The sequence below is a fragment of the Nitratireductor rhodophyticola genome (assembly GCF_019891355.1).
Lineage (GTDB): Bacteria > Pseudomonadota > Alphaproteobacteria > Rhizobiales > Rhizobiaceae > Nitratireductor > Nitratireductor rhodophyticola.
In genome coordinates this window covers 101754-122472 of record NZ_JAHSSF010000004.1, presented here as the reverse complement: position 1 = coordinate 122472, position 20719 = coordinate 101754, and the positions used below count along the sequence as shown (strand labels likewise).

25 protein-coding genes are annotated in these 20719 nt (G+C 61.3%); 10 read left to right on the top strand and 15 right to left on the bottom strand.

Annotated features, from left to right (window positions below; genetic code table 11):
• Nucleotides 1-88: 88 nt before the first annotated feature.
• Nucleotides 89-346: a hypothetical protein gene (locus KUG85_RS16030; RefSeq protein WP_007008755.1), complete on the bottom strand. Its 258-nt coding sequence runs from the start codon at nucleotides 344-346 to the stop codon at nucleotides 89-91.
• A gap of 119 nt (nucleotides 347-465) precedes the next feature.
• On the opposite strand from KUG85_RS16030, the gene hemF reads away from it, so the two are divergent.
• Nucleotides 466-1380 carry an oxygen-dependent coproporphyrinogen oxidase gene (gene hemF / locus KUG85_RS16025; RefSeq protein WP_007008756.1) on the top strand — a complete coding sequence of 305 codons (915 nt, stop codon included), beginning with the start codon at nucleotides 466-468 and terminating at the stop codon, nucleotides 1378-1380.
• Nucleotides 1381-1497: 117 nt separating this feature from the next.
• Nucleotides 1498-2379: an EamA family transporter gene (locus tag KUG85_RS16020; protein ID WP_223006005.1), complete on the top strand. Its 882-nt coding sequence runs from the start codon at nucleotides 1498-1500 to the stop codon at nucleotides 2377-2379.
• Nucleotides 2380-2386: 7 nt separating this feature from the next.
• Here the strand turns inward: KUG85_RS16020 and KUG85_RS16015 are convergent, their stop codons facing one another.
• The gene (locus tag KUG85_RS16015) at nucleotides 2387-3019 is read right to left on the bottom strand and encodes a LysE family translocator (RefSeq protein ID WP_223006359.1); all 633 of its coding nucleotides are present in this window, start codon (nucleotides 3017-3019) and stop codon (nucleotides 2387-2389) included.
• Nucleotides 3020-3111: 92 nt separating this feature from the next.
• Between KUG85_RS16015 and KUG85_RS16010 the strand changes: the two genes are divergently transcribed.
• The 6 genes from KUG85_RS16010 to KUG85_RS15985 all read left to right on the top strand — a co-directional run bounded on the left by KUG85_RS16010 (nucleotide 3112) and on the right by KUG85_RS15985 (nucleotide 7929).
• A complete protein-coding gene (locus tag KUG85_RS16010; protein WP_223006003.1) occupies nucleotides 3112-3429 on the top strand; it encodes a DUF6665 family protein in 318 nt (105 codons plus the stop codon).
• A 73-nt stretch (nucleotides 3430-3502) separates the two neighbouring features.
• Nucleotides 3503-4282 (top strand): class I SAM-dependent methyltransferase, encoded by a 780-nt coding sequence (locus KUG85_RS16005; protein WP_223006002.1) that lies wholly within the window; start codon nucleotides 3503-3505, stop codon nucleotides 4280-4282.
• 270 nt (nucleotides 4283-4552) lie between these two features.
• Entirely contained in the window at nucleotides 4553-5116 is a 564-nt protein-coding gene (gene petA / locus KUG85_RS16000; RefSeq protein WP_065815459.1) for a ubiquinol-cytochrome c reductase iron-sulfur subunit, read from the top strand.
• A 23-nt stretch (nucleotides 5117-5139) separates the two neighbouring features.
• Nucleotides 5140-6426, top strand: coding sequence for a cytochrome b (locus KUG85_RS15995; protein WP_065815458.1), 1287 nt, complete (start codon nucleotides 5140-5142; stop codon nucleotides 6424-6426).
• A gap of 29 nt (nucleotides 6427-6455) precedes the next feature.
• The gene (locus tag KUG85_RS15990; protein WP_065815972.1) at nucleotides 6456-7280 is read left to right on the top strand and encodes a cytochrome c1; all 825 of its coding nucleotides are present in this window, start codon (nucleotides 6456-6458) and stop codon (nucleotides 7278-7280) included.
• A 97-nt stretch (nucleotides 7281-7377) separates the two neighbouring features.
• Nucleotides 7378-7929 (top strand): adenine phosphoribosyltransferase, encoded by a 552-nt coding sequence (locus KUG85_RS15985; protein WP_223006000.1) that lies wholly within the window; start codon nucleotides 7378-7380, stop codon nucleotides 7927-7929.
• 7 nt (nucleotides 7930-7936) lie between these two features.
• Here the strand turns inward: KUG85_RS15985 and KUG85_RS15980 are convergent, their stop codons facing one another.
• From KUG85_RS15980 to KUG85_RS15950, 7 genes are all read right to left on the bottom strand, one after another.
• A complete protein-coding gene (locus KUG85_RS15980; RefSeq protein WP_007009895.1) occupies nucleotides 7937-8407 on the bottom strand; it encodes a MaoC family dehydratase in 471 nt (156 codons plus the stop codon).
• Nucleotides 8404-8871, bottom strand: coding sequence for a MaoC family dehydratase (locus KUG85_RS15975; protein WP_065815455.1), 468 nt, complete (start codon nucleotides 8869-8871; stop codon nucleotides 8404-8406). Before KUG85_RS15975 ends, KUG85_RS15980 begins: the two co-directional genes overlap by 4 nt.
• Nucleotides 8872-9061: 190 nt before the next feature.
• Entirely contained in the window at nucleotides 9062-10033 is a 972-nt protein-coding gene (locus tag KUG85_RS15970) for a magnesium transporter CorA family protein (protein ID WP_223005998.1), read from the bottom strand.
• Between the two features lie 87 nt (nucleotides 10034-10120).
• Entirely contained in the window at nucleotides 10121-11224 is a 1104-nt protein-coding gene (ychF, locus tag KUG85_RS15965; RefSeq protein WP_223005996.1) for a redox-regulated ATPase YchF, read from the bottom strand.
• 3 nt (nucleotides 11225-11227) lie between these two features.
• Nucleotides 11228-11947 (bottom strand): aminoacyl-tRNA hydrolase, encoded by a 720-nt coding sequence (gene pth / locus KUG85_RS15960; protein ID WP_223005994.1) that lies wholly within the window; start codon nucleotides 11945-11947, stop codon nucleotides 11228-11230.
• A 24-nt stretch (nucleotides 11948-11971) separates the two neighbouring features.
• Nucleotides 11972-12625, bottom strand: coding sequence for a 50S ribosomal protein L25/general stress protein Ctc (locus KUG85_RS15955; RefSeq protein ID WP_223005992.1), 654 nt, complete (start codon nucleotides 12623-12625; stop codon nucleotides 11972-11974).
• 205 nt (nucleotides 12626-12830) lie between these two features.
• Nucleotides 12831-13253: a winged helix-turn-helix transcriptional regulator gene (locus KUG85_RS15950; protein ID WP_223005990.1), complete on the bottom strand. Its 423-nt coding sequence runs from the start codon at nucleotides 13251-13253 to the stop codon at nucleotides 12831-12833.
• A 101-nt stretch (nucleotides 13254-13354) separates the two neighbouring features.
• Here KUG85_RS15950 and KUG85_RS15945 point away from each other — a divergent pair, with 101 nt between their 5' ends.
• Nucleotides 13355-13915 (top strand): NADPH-dependent FMN reductase, encoded by a 561-nt coding sequence (locus KUG85_RS15945; RefSeq protein ID WP_065815450.1) that lies wholly within the window; start codon nucleotides 13355-13357, stop codon nucleotides 13913-13915.
• 68 nt (nucleotides 13916-13983) lie between these two features.
• Here the strand turns inward: KUG85_RS15945 and KUG85_RS15940 are convergent, their stop codons facing one another.
• The 6 genes from KUG85_RS15940 to lgt form a co-directional block, all read right to left on the bottom strand.
• Nucleotides 13984-14916 (bottom strand): ribose-phosphate pyrophosphokinase, encoded by a 933-nt coding sequence (locus KUG85_RS15940; RefSeq protein WP_007009902.1) that lies wholly within the window; start codon nucleotides 14914-14916, stop codon nucleotides 13984-13986.
• Between the two features lie 103 nt (nucleotides 14917-15019).
• Nucleotides 15020-15646 (bottom strand): hypothetical protein, encoded by a 627-nt coding sequence (locus tag KUG85_RS15935; RefSeq protein WP_223005988.1) that lies wholly within the window; start codon nucleotides 15644-15646, stop codon nucleotides 15020-15022.
• 7 nt (nucleotides 15647-15653) lie between these two features.
• Entirely contained in the window at nucleotides 15654-16805 is a 1152-nt protein-coding gene (locus tag KUG85_RS15930) for a M24 family metallopeptidase (protein ID WP_007009904.1), read from the bottom strand.
• Entirely contained in the window at nucleotides 16805-17599 is a 795-nt protein-coding gene (gene pgeF, locus KUG85_RS15925) for a peptidoglycan editing factor PgeF (protein WP_223005987.1), read from the bottom strand. The genes KUG85_RS15930 and pgeF overlap by 1 nt, the downstream gene beginning before the upstream one ends.
• Nucleotides 17600-17657: 58 nt before the next feature.
• Nucleotides 17658-18746 (bottom strand): class I SAM-dependent methyltransferase, encoded by a 1089-nt coding sequence (locus KUG85_RS15920; protein ID WP_223005985.1) that lies wholly within the window; start codon nucleotides 18744-18746, stop codon nucleotides 17658-17660.
• Nucleotides 18743-19567 carry a prolipoprotein diacylglyceryl transferase gene (gene lgt, locus KUG85_RS15915; protein ID WP_407673704.1) on the bottom strand — a complete coding sequence of 275 codons (825 nt, stop codon included), beginning with the start codon at nucleotides 19565-19567 and terminating at the stop codon, nucleotides 18743-18745. The genes KUG85_RS15920 and lgt overlap by 4 nt, the downstream gene beginning before the upstream one ends.
• A 500-nt stretch (nucleotides 19568-20067) precedes the next feature.
• Here lgt and KUG85_RS15910 point away from each other — a divergent pair, with 500 nt between their 5' ends.
• Nucleotides 20068-20703 carry a DUF1326 domain-containing protein gene (locus KUG85_RS15910; protein ID WP_223006358.1) on the top strand — a complete coding sequence of 212 codons (636 nt, stop codon included), beginning with the start codon at nucleotides 20068-20070 and terminating at the stop codon, nucleotides 20701-20703.
• Nucleotides 20704-20719: the final 16 nt, after the last annotated feature.

Sequence of the window (20719 nt, the reverse complement as noted above, 5' to 3'; positions counted from 1 at the left end):
CCTAAAAGTTCAAGTGAACTTTAAGTCAAGCTGTGCCGCGTGGCGTCGAGAAGGGTCCTGGAGGGCGATGTGTCCGAGGGGAGGCTTCTCAGTCGGCGCTCGGTAATCGGCGCATGGTGAATTCGATCACATCGCCGGGGCGTTCGCACCAGCTTTCGATCTCCGTCCAGTAGGCTTGCTTGGGCCAGCGCTCCAGCCATTCGCGGGCCTTTTCGCGGGCCTGTGCGCGGGGCAGGGCAAAACTCTCCCGCAGAAACCCATCGCGCGGCAGGCGGCTTGCCCTTGCGCGATGCTTGTCGAGGCTGCGTTTCAGCCCCTCCAGCGGTGGTTTTGCGGGCACACGCACGAAAGAACTCCTTGACCCGATGGATAAGAAGCTTAGGCAACGCGGTTGAAAATTGCGAGTCATTTGTAGGACTGTCCGCCTGCCGCACCGTCGCGTAGGATCGGGCCAGAGGAAAGACGATGGAACGACCAGAACTCCCCGCCGGTCTGCCGGACAACATCGAAGACAAGAAAGCGGCTGCGCGCAGCTGGTTCGAGGAGCTGCGCGACAGGCTTTGCGCAGCCTTCGAGGACCTTGAAGACGCGCTGACAGGCCCGCTTTCAACGCGTACGCCCGGCCGCTTCGAACGCACCCCCTGGAAGCGCGATGGCGGCGAGGGCGGCGGCGGCGTCATGTCTGTCATGCACGGCCGGGTCTTTGAGAAAGTCGGCATTCACGTGTCCACCGTCCATGGTGAGTTTTCGCAGGAGTTCCGCAAGCAGATACCGGGCGCGGATCGCGATCCGAGCTTCTGGGCATCGGGCATTTCGCTGATCGCCCACCCGCAGAACCCGCATGTGCCGGCCGTCCACATGAACACGCGCATGGTTGTCACCACCAGTCAGTGGTTCGGAGGCGGCGCCGATCTGACTCCGGTCCTCGACCGTCGCCGCACGCAGGAAGACGCGGATACGGAGGCCTTTCACAGGGCCATGCGTTTCGTCTGCGATCGTCACGCGGCCATCGTCGACTACGAAAAGTACAAGGCCTGGTGCGACGAGTATTTTTACCTGCCGCACCGCCAGGAGCCACGCGGCATCGGCGGCATCTTCTACGACTGGCTGCGCTCGCCGGAGGAAAAGGGCGGCTGGCAGGCCGATTTCGATTTCACGCGGGATGTGGGCCGTGCCTTCGCGGTCGTCTATCCGCATCTGGTGCGCAAGAACTTCAACACAAACTGGACCGAGGCCGACCGCGAGGAGCAACTGGTGCGGCGTGGTCGCTATGTGGAGTTCAACCTGCTCTACGACCGGGGCACGATCTTCGGCCTCAAGACCGGCGGCAATGTCAATTCCATCCTCTCCAGCCTGCCGCCCGAGGTGAAATGGCCGTAAGCCGGCACGGCGATCAATTTCGCTGATGGATAAGGGGCGTTCTTTTTGATTTGAAAGTTCCGGACGGGTGGGGTCTTTAGCGAGGTATCCCCTTCTACCCGTCCGAGGACCATCCGCATGAAATTGCCCCATATTCTGCTGGCGCTTCTCGTGACTGCCGTCTGGGGGTTCAATTTCGTGGTGATCAAGGTCGGCATCGACAACTTTCCGCCGATTCTTTTCTCTGCCTTGCGGTTCACGGCGGCGGCCTTGCCGCTTGCCTTTTTCGTGCCCAGGCCGGCGATCGCCTGGCGCTATGTGATCGCCATTGCCGTCGTTCTGGGCATCGTCAAGTTCACGCTCCTGTTCTGGAGCATGCATGTGGGTCTTTCCGCCGGCCTTTCTTCGCTCGTGCTTCAGTCGCAGGCGTTTTTCACCATCATGCTTGCTGCGTTCGTGCTTGCCGAGCGACCGACGCGCATGCAGCTTCTTGGTATTTTCGTCGCCTTTTGCGGGATCGCGCTGATCGCGCTGACCGTGGATGGAAGCATAACCATCACGGGGCTGGCGCTGGCGATCGCTGCCGCCTTCATGTGGGCGATTTCCAACCTTCTGATGAAACAGGCCGGCAAGGTCGACATGTTTCGCCTGATGGTCCATGTGAGCCTCATCCCGCCGATCCCGCTGTTTGCCCTTTCTCTCATGATAGAAGGCTGGGAGGCGGATATGGCCGCGCTGTCCAGCGTCTCCTGGGCAGGCGTCGGTGCGGTTCTCTACATCGCTTATGGCGCGACGATCTTCGGCTTCGCTGTCTGGGGAATGCTGATCGGAACCTACGGTGCCGGAAGGATCGCGCCATTCTCCCTGCTCGTGCCGATTTTCGGTATGAGCTCGTCCGCACTGTTTCTTGGCGAAACCTTCGGCCCGCTGCGCATGGCGGCCGCAGCGCTCGTTCTTGCCGGGCTCATGCTGACGCTGGTCAGGAAACGCGCACCACTTGCCGAGGTGGGTGCGGCCTGAGGGGATATTATGGGCGCATGGTCGCCAGTTTCAGCCCGAAGCCGATGAACACCGTGCCCGTCAGCGCTTTCAGCCAGCGTTGCATGCGGGCGCTGCTGCCGAGCGTTTTGAAGCTTGAGAACAGGAGCACGAGCGACGAGAACCACAAAATGTTCAGGAGCGAGTGGATCACCACCAGCGCGAAGGCCCACAACGTGGCATCGGCATTGGCGGGGATGAACTGCGGAAACGCCGCAAGATAGAACATCGAAACCTTGGGGTTGAGCGCATTGGTGAGAAAACCTTCGAGCGCGGCACGCTCCAGCGTGCGCCGGCGCTTCGCCGGCGAAACGGCAAGCGGTGCCGAAAAGCCGCGCCAGGCCTGCCAAAGCGCCTTCAGGCCGATATAGCAGAGATAGGCCGCACCCAGCATTTTCACGACGAAGAAGAGCTGCGCCGACTGCACGAGAATGATCGAAATGCCGAGGATAGACAGCGCGCCATGGACGTAGAAGGCTGCGAAGAAGCCGGCGATGTTGGCGAAGCCCGCCGCCTTGCCCGAGGTCGGCACGGTCTTGGCGATCAGCACGCCGTTTGGACCCGGCGACATGACAAGCAGCGCGGCAACCAGTGTGAAGGTTCCAAGTTCGATCAGCGTCATCGTTGGTGCCCCGCCGTTGAAGATGGCTTCGATGCGCGCCACAATACAGGGCTAGACTTCTGATTGTCGAGCGACAGAAAACGGGTTCCGCCATGCTGAGACTTCCCGGTTCCGTGACCGGCCTAGTACCGCATCCTCTCAGCGGCGACACGGTGCTGCAGCATGAGATCGTGGCCGAGCAGGCTTCGTCGCTCGGTCATGCCGGTCGCCGCGTCGAGAAGGCGCTTTTGCGTCTTGCGGCGGCGGATCCGGCCGACAGTCAGGAGGTCGAACGCCGCCTCTATGCTGCTGCCGATGCGGTCCACGGCTATTTCATCCAGCGTGAGCTATGCGGCCTGCGCAGGCATGATGACGTCATTGCCGATCTTTCCATACCCGGCAGCGTTCTGGCCCGGCTAGGCGCATGCTGAGCGCTGGCCTGCTGGATGTTCCGGTCTGGCCCGCTTGCTGCCGTCGGGGGTTCGTGGCACTGGCCTGCCAGCAATGGCAGACAGGAAAGACGGCGCCATGGAAAACGCTTACGGCACGCTGGCCTCGTGGGTTTATCATCTCGACAAGCCCATAGGCCGCTCTTTCGGGGATATTGAGTTCTATCGTGACCGCCTGGCGGGCTGCACCGGTCCGGTGCTCGAGCCTGCCGCCGGCAATGGGCGTGTTCTCATCCCGCTTCTTGAGGCCGGGTTCGATATACGCGGTTTCGATGCCTCCGAAGAGATGGTGGCCTACTGTCGCAGCGAGTGTGAGGCGCGCGGCCTGCCGTCACCGGTCGACATCGCACGCTTTGAGAGTTTCAACTATGAAACGCGGTTCGGTGCCATCATCATTCCCGCGGGTTCCTTCCAGCTGATCACCGAACCGGGGCAGGCGCTGGCGGTGCTTGAGCGTTTCCGCGGTGCGCTTGAGCCTGGCGGTCGGCTGATCCTCGATCTCGATGCGCTGGCATGCCTCGCCGAGACCGCGCTCGCGGCACGGCACTGGCAGGCGGGGGACGACCTTCTCACACTGGTCGAAAGCCGGGTGGAGACCTGTTTCCAGCGTCAGACCACGCTTTCGCAACTGCGTTACGAGCATTGGCGCGAGGGCCGTCTCGTGGCCAGCGAGATCCAGCTTTTTCACCTGCGGCTCTGGGGGCTCCTGGAGTTCGAGCTGGCATTGCGCTCCGCCGGCTTCACGGAGGTTGGTGTCTATGCCGACTATCGGACCGACAGCGCTTTGGAGCCGGGCGCTTCCATCTTCACCTTCGAGGCAGTCGCACCGCTTTGATTGATGAAGATCGTGCAGAAACCATCGCTGAAGCAGCATCCTTGAAAAACAAGACTTTTTAAGTCATCTTTATTCACGGTGTTTTCCCCGCGACAATCTGCCCTGTAAGGCCGCCCCCGTCTGGACAAGTTCCTGCGTGGCGCATAGAAACCATCGAAAAATGCCGGGGGTAGAACCGGGCAGTTCCTGTCATGCGCAGGAGTTTGCTTGGGTTCAAAGTGCAATGAGGCGTCCCGACCGGCCGACTCAAGGTGAAAGGATCGCAGTCCCGTGAGCGCTACCGATTCGACCGAACATACAAGGCGTGACTTTCTTTACGTCGCAACAGGCGTTGCCGGTGCCGTCGGTGCGGCTGGTGTTGCATGGCCGTTCATCGACCAGATGCGGCCCGATGCATCCACCCGCGCGCTGGCGTCAATCCAGGTCGATGTGTCCGGCGTCGAGCCCGGCATGTCCCTGACCGTCAAGTGGCGCGGCCGGCCTGTGTTCATCCGCAACCGGACGGATAAGGAAATCGAGGAAGCGCGGGCTGTCGCACTGGAGGATCTGAAGGATCCCGTGGCGCGCAATGCCAACATCGCCGCTGACGCACCTGCCACCGACATCGACCGTTCTGCGGGCGAGGGCAAGGAAAACTGGCTGGTGATGATCGGCGTCTGCACGCATCTGGGCTGTGTGCCGCTTGGCCAGGCCGGCGATTTCGGCGGCTGGTTCTGCCCTTGCCACGGTTCGCACTACGACACTGCCGGCCGTATCCGCAAAGGCCCGGCTCCGGAAAACCTTGCGGTTCCGACATTCGAATTCGTGTCCGACACCGTCATTCAGGTCGGCTAAGGCTCGGCGAGAGGGGATTTTCTATGAGCGCTGGACATTCGACCTATACGCCCAAGAGCGGCATTGGCCGCTGGATGGATGCGCGTTTGCCGCTTCCGCGTCTGGTCTATGATTCTTTCGTGGCCTATCCGGTGCCACGCAACCTCAACTACGCCTACACGTTCGGCGGCATCCTGTCGCTGATGCTGGTGGCGCAGATCGTGACCGGCATCGTGCTGGCCATGCATTACGCAGCCAACACCGAGGTGGCCTTCAACTCGGTCGAGAAGATCATGCGCGACGTCAACTCCGGCTGGCTGTTGCGTTACCTGCACTCCAATGGCGCGTCGATGTTCTTCATCGCCGTCTATGTGCACATCTTCCGCGGTCTCTATTACGGTTCCTACAAGGCACCGCGCGAGATGCTCTGGATCCTCGGCTGCATCATCTATCTCCTGATGATGGCAACGGCCTTCATGGGCTACGTGCTTCCGTGGGGCCAGATGAGCTTCTGGGGTGCGACGGTCATCACCGGCTTCTTCACCGCCATTCCTCTGGTGGGTGACTGGATCCAGCAGCTTCTGCTTGGCGGCTTCGCGGTCGATAACCCGACGCTGAACCGCTTCTTCTCGCTGCACTATCTTCTGCCCTTCATGATCGCCGGCGTTGTCGTGCTCCACGTCTGGGCGCTGCATGTGACCGGTCAGACCAACCCGACCGGCATCGAGGTGAAGCAGAAGACCGATACCGTGGCCTTCACGCCCTATGCGACCGTCAAGGACGCGTTCGCCATGGTCGTGTTCCTGGCCCTGTTCGCCTACTTTGTCTTCTACATCCCGAACTTCCTGGGTCACCCCGACAACTATATCGAGGCTGACGCGCTGAAGACGCCGGCACACATCGTGCCCGAATGGTACTTCCTGCCGTTCTACGCGATCCTGCGTGCGATCACCTTCAACATCGGTCCGATCGACTCGAAGCTCGGTGGTGTTCTGGCCATGTTCGGCGCAATCGCGGTCCTGTTCGTCGTGCCCTGGCTCGATACCTCGAAGGTTCGTTCGGCGGTCTACCGTCCGTGGTTCAAGCTGTTCTTCTGGCTCTTCGTCGTGAACGCTATCTTCCTGGGCTGGCTCGGCTCCCGCCCGGCGGAAGGCACCTATGTGGCGATGGCTCAGGGGGCGACACTTTACTACTTCGCCTTCTTTATCGTGATCATGCCGGTTCTCGGCCTGGTGGAAAAGCCGCGCCGTCTGCCCAATTCCATCACGGAAGCGGTGCTGGAGAAGAAGTCTTCAGCCGGCGCACCGGCCACTGAACAGGCAAAGGGCTGAGCGAGAGAATGCGCAAAGGGATTTTCGCAATGAAGAGCATCCTCAACGGATTGGCCGCGCTCGGTCTTGGTCTGGCGGCTGTTACCGCCTCCAATGCGGCTGAGTACCCGATCAAGAAGCCGGTCGAGCAGGACTGGTCGTTCGCCGGCCCTTTCGGCACCTATGACAAGGGCCAGCTGCAGCGCGGCTTCAAGATCTATCGCGAGGTCTGCGCCGCCTGTCATTCGATGAACCTCGTCGCGTTCCGCAATCTCGAGGATCTGGGCTATTCCGAAGCCCAGGTTCGTGCGATCGCTGCCGAATACGAAGTCGAGGACGGCCCGGACGATTCCGGTGACATGTTCATGCGTGCTGCAAAGCCGTCTGACCGTTTCCCGGCACCGTTCGCCAATCCGCAGCAGGCGGCCGCATCCAACAATGGCGCGGTTCCTCCGGACTTTTCGCTGATCGCCAAGGCACGCGCGGTGGAGCGCGGGTTCCCGACCTTCGTCTTCGACATCTTTACCCAGTACGCCGAAGCCGGTCCGGACTACATTCACGCGCTTCTGACGGGTTACGAGGAAGATTCCCACGGGCATGACGTTCCGGAAGGGACCTACTACAATCCGTATTTCATTTCGTCGGCTTCGCTGGCAATGGCGCCGCCGCTTTCGGAGGGCATGGTCACATATGACGACGGTGCGCCCGAGACCGTGGACCAGTACGCCCGCGACGTTTCGGCGTTCCTCATGTGGGCGGCCGAGCCGCACATGGAAGCCCGCAAGTCGACCGGCTTTGTCGTCATGGTGTTCCTGCTGCTCTTCGGTGGTCTGATGTATCTGACCAAGCGCAAGATCTGGGCGGACGTCCATTAAGGCGCCCGCAAGGCAAGAAAAACAGGAAGGGCGCTTACAGCGCCCTTTTCTTTTGCTTCACAACGCGGCAAGAACTACCTGAACCGGGGCAGGGCAAATGGCAGCTTCTCAGACACTTCAAGACACGCTTCTTTCCGCGATCCGCACCATTCCGGACTATCCCAAGCCCGGTATCCTGTTTCGCGATATCACCACGCTTCTCGGCAATGCGCGCGCGTTTCGCCGGGCGGTGGATGAGCTTGTTCACCCCTATGCGGGCGCCAAGGTCGACAAAGTCGCCGGCATCGAGGCGCGCGGCTTCATTCTCGGCGGAGCGATCGCGCACCAGCTCTCGTCGGGCTTCGTGCCGATCCGCAAGAAAGGCAAGCTCCCGCACGACACGGTGCGTGTGGCCTACAGCCTCGAATACGGCATCGACGAGATGGAGATGCACAAGGACGCGGTGATGCCGGGCGAGAAGGTTATCCTTGTCGATGACTTGATTGCCACCGGCGGGACCGCTGAAGGTGCGGTCAAGCTTCTGAACCAGATGGGGGCCGAGATCGTTGCGGCCTGTTTCGTGATAGACCTGCCCGATCTCGGCGGCCGGGCCAAGCTCGAAGCGCTGGGTGTCGATGTTCACACGCTGATTGCCTTTGAAGGCGACTGAGCGCGTCTCAGCCGGTCTTCATCAGCACGCCATTCTCGAAGCTCATGACCGGCTCGCCGTCGGCCCTGTGCGCTGCGGCAGCGAGCGTTACAAGGTGCCAGCCGGGGCGCGAGGCGAGGGGGCGGTGTCCCGTCACGGCCCGCGTGAAGGTGATCGTGTCGCCCTCGTAGACGGGCTTTAGCCATTTCAGATTGGAGAAGCCGGGCGAGGGACCGAATTCCGGCTTCTCGTCCGGGCCCTCCCATGGGCCGAACGCGTCACGTTCGATGCCTATCAGGTTGTACCGCATCCACATGGCGCATGTATGCCAGCCGGAGGCGCACAGGCGGCCGAAAACGCTGTCACGCGCCGCTTCCGCATCCGTGTGGAAGGGCTGCGGATCGAATGCGCGCCCGAAGGCGATGATCTCTTCAGCGGTGAAGGTATGGGTGCCCAGCACGATCGTTTCGCCAAGGCGCAGGAAGCGGTCGAGATTCATGCGGCGTCTTCCGCCTCGCGCATTCTGAACATGATCGGGTTCTCCATTTCCATCACCGTTTCGCCGCGCTGGTTGGTCACAAGGTGACGAAAGGTCACCAGGCCGATGCCGGGGCGCGATTTCAGGGCCCGGCGTTCCAGCACGGTCGTCTGGCCGGTCAGTGTGTCGCCGGCGATCACAGGACGCCTCCAGCGGGCCTCGGTGATGCCTGGAGAGCCCTGCGAGGTAGAGTCCACCAAAAACGCGTCATAGAGCATGCGCATGAAGATGGCGCAGCTATGCCAGCCGGAGGCCGATAGGCCGCCAAGAATGCTTGCCTTGCCGGCTTCTTCATCCAGATGCATGGGTTGCGCGTCGAACTGGCGTGCGAAATCCTTGATCTCTTCGGCGCCAACGGTTTTTTCGCCGAAGGGAATGGTCACTCCGGGCTCAAGGTCTTCAAACGCCCACTTTTTGTCAGTCATGGTTCAATCCTGTTCAGGCTTGAACCTTATGGCTGCAAGCAGTGCATTCTTCAAGCACCGGATGGAGAAGATTGCTGGACCTGGACGTTACAGCGCCGCGCGTCTTGTAAGACGCGCAAAGGACGATCTAAACTATTGATGGAGCATCGGAATAATCCGAAAACCGGATTCCACTTTTCGGTCCGATGCTCTAGAGCCAGCCGCGCCGTTTGAAATACCAGAAGGGCAGGAGCGCGGAGAGCACCATGAGACCAATGGCGAAGGGATAGCCGAGCGGCCATTGCAGTTCCGGCATGATGCTGAAATTCATGCCATAGACCGAGGCGACAAGCGTCGGCGGAAGGAAGATCACGGCGACCACGGAAAATATCTTGATGATGGCGCTCTGCTCGATGCTGATCATGCCGAGCGTCGCATCGAGCAGGAAGCCGATTTTCTGGGAAAGCCCCGTCGCATGGTCGGCGAGCGAGGCTATGTCGCGCGAAAGCGTTTTGATCCGCGCCCGTCCATCCCTGCTGCTGCGGGTCGAAACTGCACTCAGGAAGCCGGAAAGACGCTGCATGGTCAGAAGACTGTCCTGCAGTTTGGAGATCAGGTCTTCCTTGCGGCCGATCCGGCGCAGGATGATTTGAAAATCACGGTCGCGTTTGGAAGCCTTTTTCTCGGAGGGATGGAATATGCCCCTCGAGAGCTCCAGAATCTCGCGCCCGGCTCTTTCCAGAATGTCGGCCAGCCGGTCGGTGATGACTTCCAGAAGGTTGATGAGCACCGCCTCGCCACTGCCGCAGCCAAGTGCGGCCTTCGCGGCGCGCTGCGGAAAGATCTGGAAGGCGCTGGGTTCGTGAAAGCGAAGCGTGACGAGCGTGCCGCCCGGGCTGAGAATGAAGGTTACCGGCCCCATCTGCGGCTGGTCGCCATCGGCCCGTGCGGTCAGGGTCGCCGTCATGTAGTGCGCCCCGTCCTCGCTGTAGAGGCGGCTCGAGATTTCGATCTCTTCCATGTCGGCACGTGTCGGCACTGCTATGCCGAGCCATGCTTCGATGGCCCTTTCCTCGTCCTCCGTGGGCGAGAGCATGTCGACCCAGACGGCTGCGTCTCGCCCGGCTGACGACAACTCGACGGGTTTTAGGCGCCCGTTCTCGGCAATGTAAACCTTGATCATGATGTCGTTCCCTGAAACCGGGAACGAAGATTTCCGGCTATCGCCACGCCGTCAAGACCATGTTTTTCCTGTCGGCTGTCCCGGCGATCAGGTGTTGAACTTGAACAGCATCACGTCGCCGTCCGTCACCACATATTCCTTGCCCTCGTCGCGGGCCTTTCCGGCGTCGCGTGCGGCCACTTCACCGCCGAGCGTCACGAAATCATTGTAGCCGATGGTCTGCGCGCGGATGAAGCCGCGTTCGAAATCGGTGTGGATCACGCCTGCCGCCTGCGGCGCCTTGGCGCCCTTCTGCACGGTCCATGCCCGGGTTTCCTTAGGGCCGGAGGTGAAGAAGGTGATCAGGTCGAGCAGTTCGTAGCCGGCACGGATCAGCCGGTCGAGGCCAGGCTCTTCCAGCCCCATCGCCTCCAGATATTCGGCTGCCTCCTCGTCGGAAAGCTGCGCCACCTCGGCCTCGATGGCAGCCGAGATCACCACCGTCATCGCGCCCTGGGCCTTCGCCATTTCTTCCACACGCCTGCTCTCGGCATTGCCTTTGGCAGCGTCGCCTTCAGCCACATTGCAAACATAGAGCACGGGCTTGGAGGTCAGCAGGTTCAGGCCGCGCAGGATCTTCAGGTCTTCGGCTGCGATGCCGTCGAGAAGCACGCGCACCGGCTTGCCGTCCTGCAGCAGCGCCAGCGCCTGCTCCATCATGGGCAGAAGCGTCTGGGCTTCCTTGTCTTTGCCGGTTGCACGCTTCTGCATCTGCAGGGTGCGCCGTTCCAGGCTTTCGAGGTCGGCGAGCATCAGCTCCGTCTCGACGGTCTCGGCATCCGCCACCGGGTCGATGCGGCCTTCCACATGGGTGATGTCGTCATCCTCGAAGCAGCGCAGCACATGCACAATGGCATCCACTTCGCGGATATTGGCCAGGAACTGGTTGCCCAGCCCTTCGCCCTTGGAGGCGCCGCGCACGAGGCCGGCAATGTCCACGAAGGAAATACGGGTCGGGATGACCTCCTTGGAACCGGTCACGCCGGCAATCTTCTTCAGGCGCGGGTCGGGCACGGCCACTTCGCCCGTGTTGGGCTCGATCGTGCAGAACGGGTAGTTGGCGGCCTGCGCGGCGGCCGTCTTGGTGAGCGCGTTGAAGAGCGTCGACTTGCCCACATTGGGCAGACCGACGATGCCGCATTTGAAACCCATTTCCTATTCCTTCTGGCCGAGGAGTTTTTTGAGCATGGCCGCCATCGGGCCGCTTTCGGGGAGGGGGGCTGCAGGCCCCTTCTGCCGCGCCTGGCGGATGTGGCTCTGTTTTTTGGCGGGCTTGCTGTCCCGTTTTTCGCCCGGCTCTGCGCCGGTACCCTTCACCGCAAGGCTGACACGGTTCATGAAGCCCGATTCGTCGCCTTCGGCAAGCATTGCGATGTTGTCTGCAACGGCGTCCAGCATCGGTTCAAGCCATGTCTGGTCCGCCTTGGCGAAATCGCCCAGCACATGCGTGTTCACACGCGCCTTGTCGCCGGGGTGCCCAATGCCGATGCGCACGCGGCGGTAATCCTTGCCGCAATGGGCGTCGATCGACTTGATGCCGTTGTGGCCGCCTGAGCCACCGCCCGTCTTGATGCGCAGTTTGCCGGGCGCGAGGTCGAGTTCGTCATAAAACACGATCAGATCGTCGAGATCGATCTTGTAGAAGCGCATGGCTTCGCCGATCGCCTGGCCGGAAAGGTTCATGAAGGTCTGCGGCTTGATGAGCAGCACCTTCTCGCCGCCAAGGCGGCCTTCGGCCACCAGCGCGTTGAACTTTTTTGACCATGACGAAAAACTATGGCGGCGCGCAATCGCGTCCGCCGCCATAAAACCGACATTGTGCCGGTGCCGTTCGTATTGCTGGCCGGGATTGCCGAGCCCTGCAATAAGCAGCATGAGGTTTTGCAGGAAAGGGGAGGATTACTCCTCGCCCTCGCCCTCCTTTTCTTCGACCTCTGCTTCCTCTTCCGCACCTTCTTCAGCCTCGGACTCTTCCGACTTCAGGCCGGCCGGGGCTGCGATGGTTGCGATGGTGAAGTCGCGGTCTGTGATGGTCGGCTCAACGCCTGCTGGCAGCTTGACGGCGGAGATATGAGCGGAATCGCCGATATCCATGCCGTCCAGATCGACCTCGATGTAATCGGGGATCGCCGTTGCCGGGCAAGTGAACTCGACCTCGTGGCGCACAACGTTGAGAACACCGCCGCGCTTGATGCCCGGAGCGGTCTCTTCGTTGATGAAGTGAACCGGCACGTTCACGGTAACGACCGTGCCCTTGCCGATGCGCAGGAAGTCCACATGCATGACGAAATCGCGGACGGGATCAAGCTGATAGTCCTTCGGAAGGACCTGGATCTTCTTGCCGTCGACGTCGATGGTGGCAATCGTGGTGAGGAAGCCGCCGCCGAAAATCTTCATGGACACTTCCTTGTAGGGAAGCGTGATGGAAATGGGGGCATCCTTCTCGCCGTAGATCACGGCGGGAACTTTACCGTTGCGCCGAATAGCCCGGGCGGACCCCTTACCGACCCGTTCGCGCGCCTCGGCCTTCAGCTCGTAGCTCTGATGGCTCATGGCCTATCCTTTCATGTTTTGGAGCGCTCTCGGGAAAACCCGAGAACGTGAAAGCCTTCCGAATGAGAAACAGGCGGTGCATGAAGCACTGCCTGAATACCGAAATCGATCGGACGGACTTCCGTCCGCGTTGCCTCCAAGGGTGTCTACGCGGACGGCGGGTCTATAGCCGATGCAGGGGGCGTGCGCAAGGGCGCAAGCCCTTTCAGACCATGGTCGCCGGCTGTATCGGCTGCGGTTGCCTGCTCCCGCTTTCGCCGGAGCCGCTACGCGCGTCATAGGCAGCCCGCGCGGCTTCCATCCTGTTGGCGTTTTTCAGAGCGAATTGCTTCAGTTTCGAGAGCGGTTCTGCAAGCTCGTGGCCAAAGGCGGTCAGCCGGTATTCGACGCTCGGGGGAACGGTGGGATGTTCGATCCGCTCGAGAAAGCCATCGCGCTCGAGTGCCCTCAGCGAACTTGTCAGCACTTTCTGCGAAATGCCGTTCACGCGCCGCTTCAATTCGTTGAAGCGCAACGGCTCCTCATTGAGCCGCTCTATGATCAGCGAGGTCCACTTGTCGCCGATCAGCGACAGGATTTCGCTGATGGGGCGGCAGTTCTCCGAGATGTGGCCGTGACGTGGTTTCATAAAGGTGCCTTCTTGCAACCCGTTTTCCTCTGCCAGATATAGGGGCGGTTACCAAAGGATACCACCGGGAATTTGACCCCGGGCGGACAGAGGAATGAAAAATGAAGAAAATCTTGGTTCTCGTTGGCTCCAACCGGAAGGAGTCGATCAATCGCAAATTCGCCGAGGCGCTGGAAAAGCTGGCCGATGGACGCCTGGAGTTCGAATATTTCGATCTCACCGCTTTGCCGATGTACAACGACGATGACGTTGCGGAATACCCGGCATCCGCGCAAAAGCTCAAGGACAGCGTTGCAGCTGCTGACGGCATTCTCTTTGTTACACCGGAGCACAACCGCTCCATTCCCGCCATTCTCAAGAACGCGATTGACTGGGCGTCAAGGCCCTGGGGACAGAATAGCTGGACCGGCAAAGCGACCGCGATCGTCGGTTCCAGCCCGGGCGCGATGGGGGCGATCGCGGCGCAGATTCACCTGCGCTCGATCATGGTCAGCCTCGGTGCCACGCTGATGACGAGCCCGGAGGTCTATCTCCAGATGAAGCCGGGCCTGGTCGATGAAAACAATGACATCGCCAATGAAGACACAAGGGCTTTCCTGTCCGGCTTTGTCGACAGGCTCTCTGCCTGGGTCGGTGTTGCGCAGGAGCGCGCCGCTGCCTGAGTGGACGGCTTCGCCAACAAAAAAAGCCGGCACGCGTGGCCGGCTTTTTCATGCTTGCGGGAAGGCGATCAGTCGAAAAGGCTCGAGACCGATTCTTCTGTCGCCGTGCGCGAAATTGCTTCGCCGATAAGGTCGGAAATGGTGATGGTGCGGATGTTTTCCGCCGCTTCCACTGCCGAGCTCGGCTGGATGGAATCGGTGATCACCAGTTCCTTCAGCCGCGATCCGGAGATGCGTGCTGCCGCGCCGCCCGAAAGAACGCCATGCGTGATATAGGCGGTCACACTGGTTGCGCCGTTGTTCAGTAGCGCGTCTGCCGCATTGCAAAGCGTGCCGCCGGAATCGACGATGTCGTCGATCAGCAGGCAATCCTTGCCGCTCACGTCGCCGATCACGTTCATCACTTCGGATTCGCCCGGCCGGTCGCGGCGCTTGTCGACAATGGCAAGCGGCGCATCAATGCGCTTTGCCAGCGAGCGGGCACGCACCACGCCGCCGACATCCGGCGAAACCACCATCACATTGGAGAGCGTATAGTTCGCCTTCACGTCGCGTGCCATCACGGGCACGGCGAAAAGGTTATCGGTCGGGATGTCGAAGAAGCCCTGGATCTGGCCTGCATGAAGGTCCAGCGTCAGAACGCGGTCGGCGCCTGCCTGGGTGATCAGGTTGGCCACCAGCTTGGCCGAGATCGGCGTGCGGCCCGAGGTGCGCCGGTCCTGCCGCGCATAGCCGAAATAGGGCAGCACCGCAGTGATGCGTCGGGCCGAAGAGCGCCGGAAGGCATCGATCATGATGAGAAGTTCCATCAGGTGATCGTTGGCCGGATAGGCGGTCGACTGAAGGACGAAAACGTCCTCGCCGCGCACATTTTCCTGGATTTCGACGAATATCTCCTGATCGGCGAACCGTCGCACGGTGGCTTTGCCAAGAGAAATGTTGAGATAGCGGGAAACGGCCTCTGCCAAAACCCGGTTGGAATTGCCCGCAAAGAGCTTCATGGAATGTCCTCGGAGAACGCCTTGACGCTTGACCGCGCTTTTAACGGGGTGAGGCTTTATTGCAAGCGCCTGAGGAAAGAATCACGATGAAATCCCGAAAAAATCAGCCCTGCCGCTGCGCCAGCCATGCGGACAGTTGACTGATGGTCGAGTCTGCCACGGCTTCCATCGTGGCGCTGGTGACGGAAGACCAGCCGTCGCCCTGACCGCCGGGCGCAGCCTGCTGGCCCTGGATGCGGTGCAGCCGGTTGCCCGACGGGTCGAGCACGTCCCATACATAAATCACGGTCGTTTTGCCGCCATCGGCGATGGCCGAGAAGTAGCCTTTCATCACCATGGAGGCGCTTCCGCCCTGGGGCACAATCGCGATGCCGCTCTGCCGCGCGCGCGCCTCGAGACGCCGCGACAGGGCCGGCACGGATTCAGCCGTCGCGCCGATCACCGGGGCAAACTGGATGCGCTCGCTAGTGGTCACGGCCTGCAGGGGGGCTGCCGCAGTCTCGTTCGCCGCGTCCGTCTGTAAGGCGAGGGCGGTTTCGGTCGGCTGCTGCTGAAGCCCGGTCTGCCCACCGGGCACGGTGCCCGACGGTGTCGGCCCAGAGCTCAAGTCGAGCATGGAGCCCGTGTTGCAGCCGGCAAGGCCGGCAAGGCTCAACATGGCGATGCCCGTTATGGCGCGCTTCGTAAAAATACCGCAGCCCCCCTCAATGGCTTCGATCCTGCGCGGCATATTGCCTTCACCTCGTTATAAGGTCCAGCCCGTAGCGCGAAAGCGGCTCGGGGTCGTCTTCGGTGGTCAGATAGGTGCGGCCGAGGCACATGGCGCTGCCCGTGTCGGAATCCATGATGATCATGTGCGCGAACAGCGTCATGCCCGGCGCGATGGGCTCTTCATTGCCGGCATAAAACATCTGTGGATCCATCCAGGACGGCGAGAACCGCGCGCCCAGCGAATAGCCGCAGGCGTTCAGCCGGTGCTTGGTCAGGCCATGCGTCTCCATCACCCGCGCATGCGCGTCGAACACGTCGCCGAACGTGTTGCCCGGTGTCATCGTCTTCTGCACCGCGGTCAGCGCATCGCGTGCCGCGTCGAAAAGCTCCTGATGCCGCTTGGAGACCTTGCCCGTCAGCACGGTCTGCATCATCGCAGCGTGGTAGTGGTGATAGACGCCGGCCCATTCGAGCGTGATCTGGTCGTTCTTGTTGAGCTTGCGCCGGCCCGCCTTGTAGCGGCACAGAAGCGCGTCCTCGCCCGAACCGATGATGAATTCATTGGCCGGATAGTCGCCGCCGCCGGCAAACACCGCACCCTGCATGGCGGCCAGAATCGCGGCCTCGTCGCCGCCCTGTTTGATCAGCGGCAGAGCTGCATCCAGCGCTTCGTCACCGAGCTTTGCGGCGCGTTTCACTTTCTTGATCTCCGCCTCGCTCTTGAACAGCCGCAGCCGGCTGACGAGGTCTGACGCGTCCTCGATCTTGCCAAATGTCTGCAACTGTTCATCAAGCAGGCGGGTGCTGCGGCCCGTCAGGCCATGTGTGTCGTATTCGACACCGATCCTGGCACCCAGCAGGTCGAGATCGTTAAGCAGATTGCGCAGGTCGACGGCCGGGTTGGCGTCGTGCCTGTCTGTCCACAGGACGATGTTTTCGATGGTGGAGGTGTGCCGCGCCTGACGCAGATCGGCCGAGCGTGTCAAAAGCACCATCGAGCCATCGGCTTTCACGACAAGGCACTGGAAGAAGCAGAAGCCGAACGTGTCGTAACCCGTCAGCCAGTACATGCTCTCCTGCGCGAAAAGCAGCATGGCGTCGAGCTTGCGCTCGGCCATTTCGATGACGAGGCGATCGCGCCGGGAATCGAATTCTGCCTGGTCAAAATGAAGCGCCATCAAATGTCCTCCAGGATGATCGCTGAAATCTGGCGTCCGTAGTCCCGTTCACCGCGATGCGTGGCGCGGCGATAGGAGTAGAAATGCTCTTCTTCTTCATAGGTGCAGCGCCCGATCTGCACGGCATGGACGCCGGCTGCCGTCAGCCGCGCCACCGTGTATCCATTGAGATCGAAAAGCGCATGCCCGGCCTTGGGCGACGGGCGGAACCAGTCCCGGTTTGCCGGATTGTGGTTGACGAAACGCTCCACGAATTCCGGCCCGACCTCATAGTTTTCCTGGCTTATGGAGGGACCCAGCACGGCGGTGATGTTTTCCCGCTCGGCGCCCAGCAGTTCCATCGCCGCGATGGTGTTTTCCAGAATGCCGGTCAGCGCGCCTTTCCAGCCGGCATGGGCGGCTGCGATCACCCGCGCCTTGCCATCGGCGAGCAGAATGGGCCCGCAATCGGCAGCAAGCGCGCCAATCGCCAGCCCCGGCCGGTTGGTCACCAGCGCGTCGGCCTCGGGTCGCTCTCCTGCAAAAGGTTCATCGACAATGACGGCATGGGGCGAGTGCACCTGGTGAACCGTCAGAAGATGGTTTGCGTCGACGCCCAGCCATTCGGCCACGCGCCTTCTGTTCTCGGTCACCGTCTCGCGGTCGTCGCCCGAGCCATAGCCCACATTAAGCCCTTCATAGAGCCCCGTCGAAACGCCGCCCGCTCGGGTGAAGAAGCCATGCTTCACACCATTCTCCCGCTCACGGTCCAGTAGCGGGGACCGCAGGGGTTCCGGCCTCGTCGTGTCAAGCATGCGCCGCCTTTTCAGATGTTCTCAAGCGGCGGGATGGTGGGGCAGGGGCGAAATCAAGTCAATGCGCTGAGACGAATGGCGGAACCGCCACTGTGGATGGCGTCACGGCCAATACCTTGAACAATGTTCCCATCTGGTCGGGGCCGGCGAGGCGCTCCACATCGTTGCGAATGGCCTGCTGCTCGGTGGCGTTCCTGCCGGCGCCCAGTCGTCCGGCACGCTCCAGAAGGCCGAGCCCGATGAGGAAGTCACCCTGGCTCATCAGTTCGGCGGCCAGACCCTGCTCCTTTGCCGCACCCGCCAAAGCGGAGAAATCCACATGCGCCGTCAGGTCGGCCTTGCCGGGCTCCTTCAGCACGTCCTGATAGGCGTGGCCGCGCATCGCCTGCAGCGTGTCGCCGGTGGCCGGTGTCGCATAGCCATAATCGATGAAAAGCCCGGCGCCGCCCTCTCTGCCGATGCGTTCGGCGAAGCGGGCCATCAGGGCATTGCGAGCGGGCGCGAGTTCCACGATCGCCCCCTCGGGCGCGTTATTTGCAGCCGGCGGTAAAAGAGCGGGGTCCGCAGAGCCGGCGCCTGCCATGAACGCAAGCCGTTCTTCCGCATCGAGGCCAACCACGCGTTCGCGCCAGGCATTTCCGATCTTCACATATTGCCGGATGGGGATGGCGTCGAACAGCTCATTGCCAATGATGAAGAGTGGCCCTTCCGGCAAAGCGTCCAGATCGGCGATCCATGCCACTTCACCTTCCGGAAGCCCAAGCGTCTTACGCTGCACGTCGCTCAGCCGCGGGCTCGCTTCGATCATGAAAAGCCGCATCTGCTTTCCGAACGCCGGGTCGATTTTGGCCCATGTCCGGAGCATGTCCTTCATCAGCGTTCCGCGTCCGGGGCCAATCTCGGCCACAACAGGCGTTTTCGGTGCGCCGCTCGCCTGCCACGCCGTGTAGAGCCAGATGGCGCACAATTCGCCGAACATCTGGCTGATCTCCGGCGCGGTGGTGAAATCGCCTTCGGCACCGAAGGGCTCGCGCGTCGTGTAATAGCCCTCTTCGGGATCGAAAAGGCAAAGCGCCATATAGTCGGCGATGCTCATCGGCCCCGCCGTTTCGATCTGCGCCCTGATGCGATCCTTCAGTGTTTTCATCGGGCTGCGGCCCGCGCCCTCAGCATCGCCCACACACCCACAAGCACCATGGGCAGCGAAAGCACCATCCCCATGGTCAGCCACCCGCCGGCCAGATAGCCGATATGCGCATCAGGCTCGCGGAAGAACTCGACCACGATGCGCGACAGGCCGTAGCCGCACACGAACGCGCCGGCCACGAAGCCAGGCATTTTTAGCTTCAGCCCCTTATGGGTGAGAAGGCGCAGCACCACGAAAAGCACCAGCCCCTCGAGCGCTGCTTCATAAAGCTGACTGGGATGGCGCGGCTCCGGCCCGCCATTGGGAAAGACAAAGGCCCAGGGCACGTCCGTCACCCGGCCCCAGAGTTCCGAGTTCACGAAGTTGGCCACACGCACCAGACCGAGACCGATCGGCACCACCGCCGAGACCGTATCGAACAGGCTCCAGGCATTGATGCCGCGCTTTCGGGCGAAGAGCAGCATGGCGAGCGTGACGCCGAGCAGCCCGCCATGGAACGACATGCCACCCTCCCACACGGCGAGAATGTCGAGCGGGTTAGCGATGTAGCGGGGGAGGTCGTAGAAGAGAATATAGCCGATGCGTCCGCCGGCGACGATGCCGATCGCGGCCCAGAGAACGAAATCGTCGAGATCCGTGACCGTCATCGCCGGCTTGCCGCCTGCCCACAGGCGCTCGTTCGAAACCAGCCGGCGCGCATACCACCAGCCAAGGAGTATGCCGACCACATAGCCAAGCCCGTACCAGTGGATGGCAAGCGGTCCGACCTGCAGCGCCACCGGGTCTATGTTGGGAAAGGGCAGGGCGGCCAGGGGCGTCATCAGATAGTCGGTCAATCGGGCCTCCGGGCGCGTGGAACTCAGACGCGGCAGGTATTGCGGAGCATCGGGGCGAGGTCAAGGCGCGCTGTGCCGCGGTTTCCCATCTTCAATCTGGAGAAGGCGCTAGGGTCAGGACCCATTAATATGGCCGCAATGGTCGGCTTGATTTGTGCGGATACGCGAAGCAAGGCCGCAGGAAGACTTCATGTCTTTCAAGGTCTTGCGACAAAGTAGGCCGTGCAAATCAGGCCGATCCGAAGGACGTTCGATAGACCGGCGACCTGCTGCGTCAAACCCCTTGACCGGGGGAAGGACCCCGCTCTGCAGGCTTTTCCTTGCATCTCTTGGTCTATCGATCGCCATTGTGGTCATATTAATGGGTCCTGACCCTACGGCTTTCAGTCTAGTCGCTACTTCGCCAGCGGAAGCGTAGAATTGTGGTCTTCAGTCTCGGCAACATGATTTCTCGAAAAGGAGCAGTATCAACCCGGGAGGTAATGATGACCGATACCAAGTGGATGATCAGGGGACGTGAATTTATTCACTGCAACTGCGCGTATGGATGTCCATGCCAGTTCAATGCCCGGCCCACGCATGGAGGCTGTCACGCTGTCGGGGTGGTGCATATCGATGAAGGCCAGCATGGCGGCGTCAAACTCGACGGCCTGAGCATGGCCATGATTGTGTCATGGCCGGGCGCCATTCACGAAGGCCATGGCAGCGTCGTTCCCATCATCGATGAACGTGCCGATGAAAAGCAGCGCGCAGCAATGCTGCGGATCATGAGCGGTGAGGACACGGAACCCGGCGCGACCTTCTTCCAGGTTTTTTCTACCACCTATGAGAAAGTGCATGACCCGGTTTTCGCAAAGATCGATTCTGAGGTCGATGTGACCGGCCGATCGGCGACGTTGAATGTGCCCGGCTGGATCAAGGCACGTGGCGAGCCGATCATCAATCCTGTCAGCGGCCAGCCGCATCATGCGCGCATCAATCTGCCGAGTGGGTTTGAATATGATATCTGCGAGGTGGGACGTGGCTGGGCGGATACGCAGGGGCCGATTGCCCTGTCGATACCGGACTCGCACGCTCATTTCTCGAAGGTTCACATGACCGGCGAGGGCGTCGTGCACTGAGCCGATCGTTCCAGGA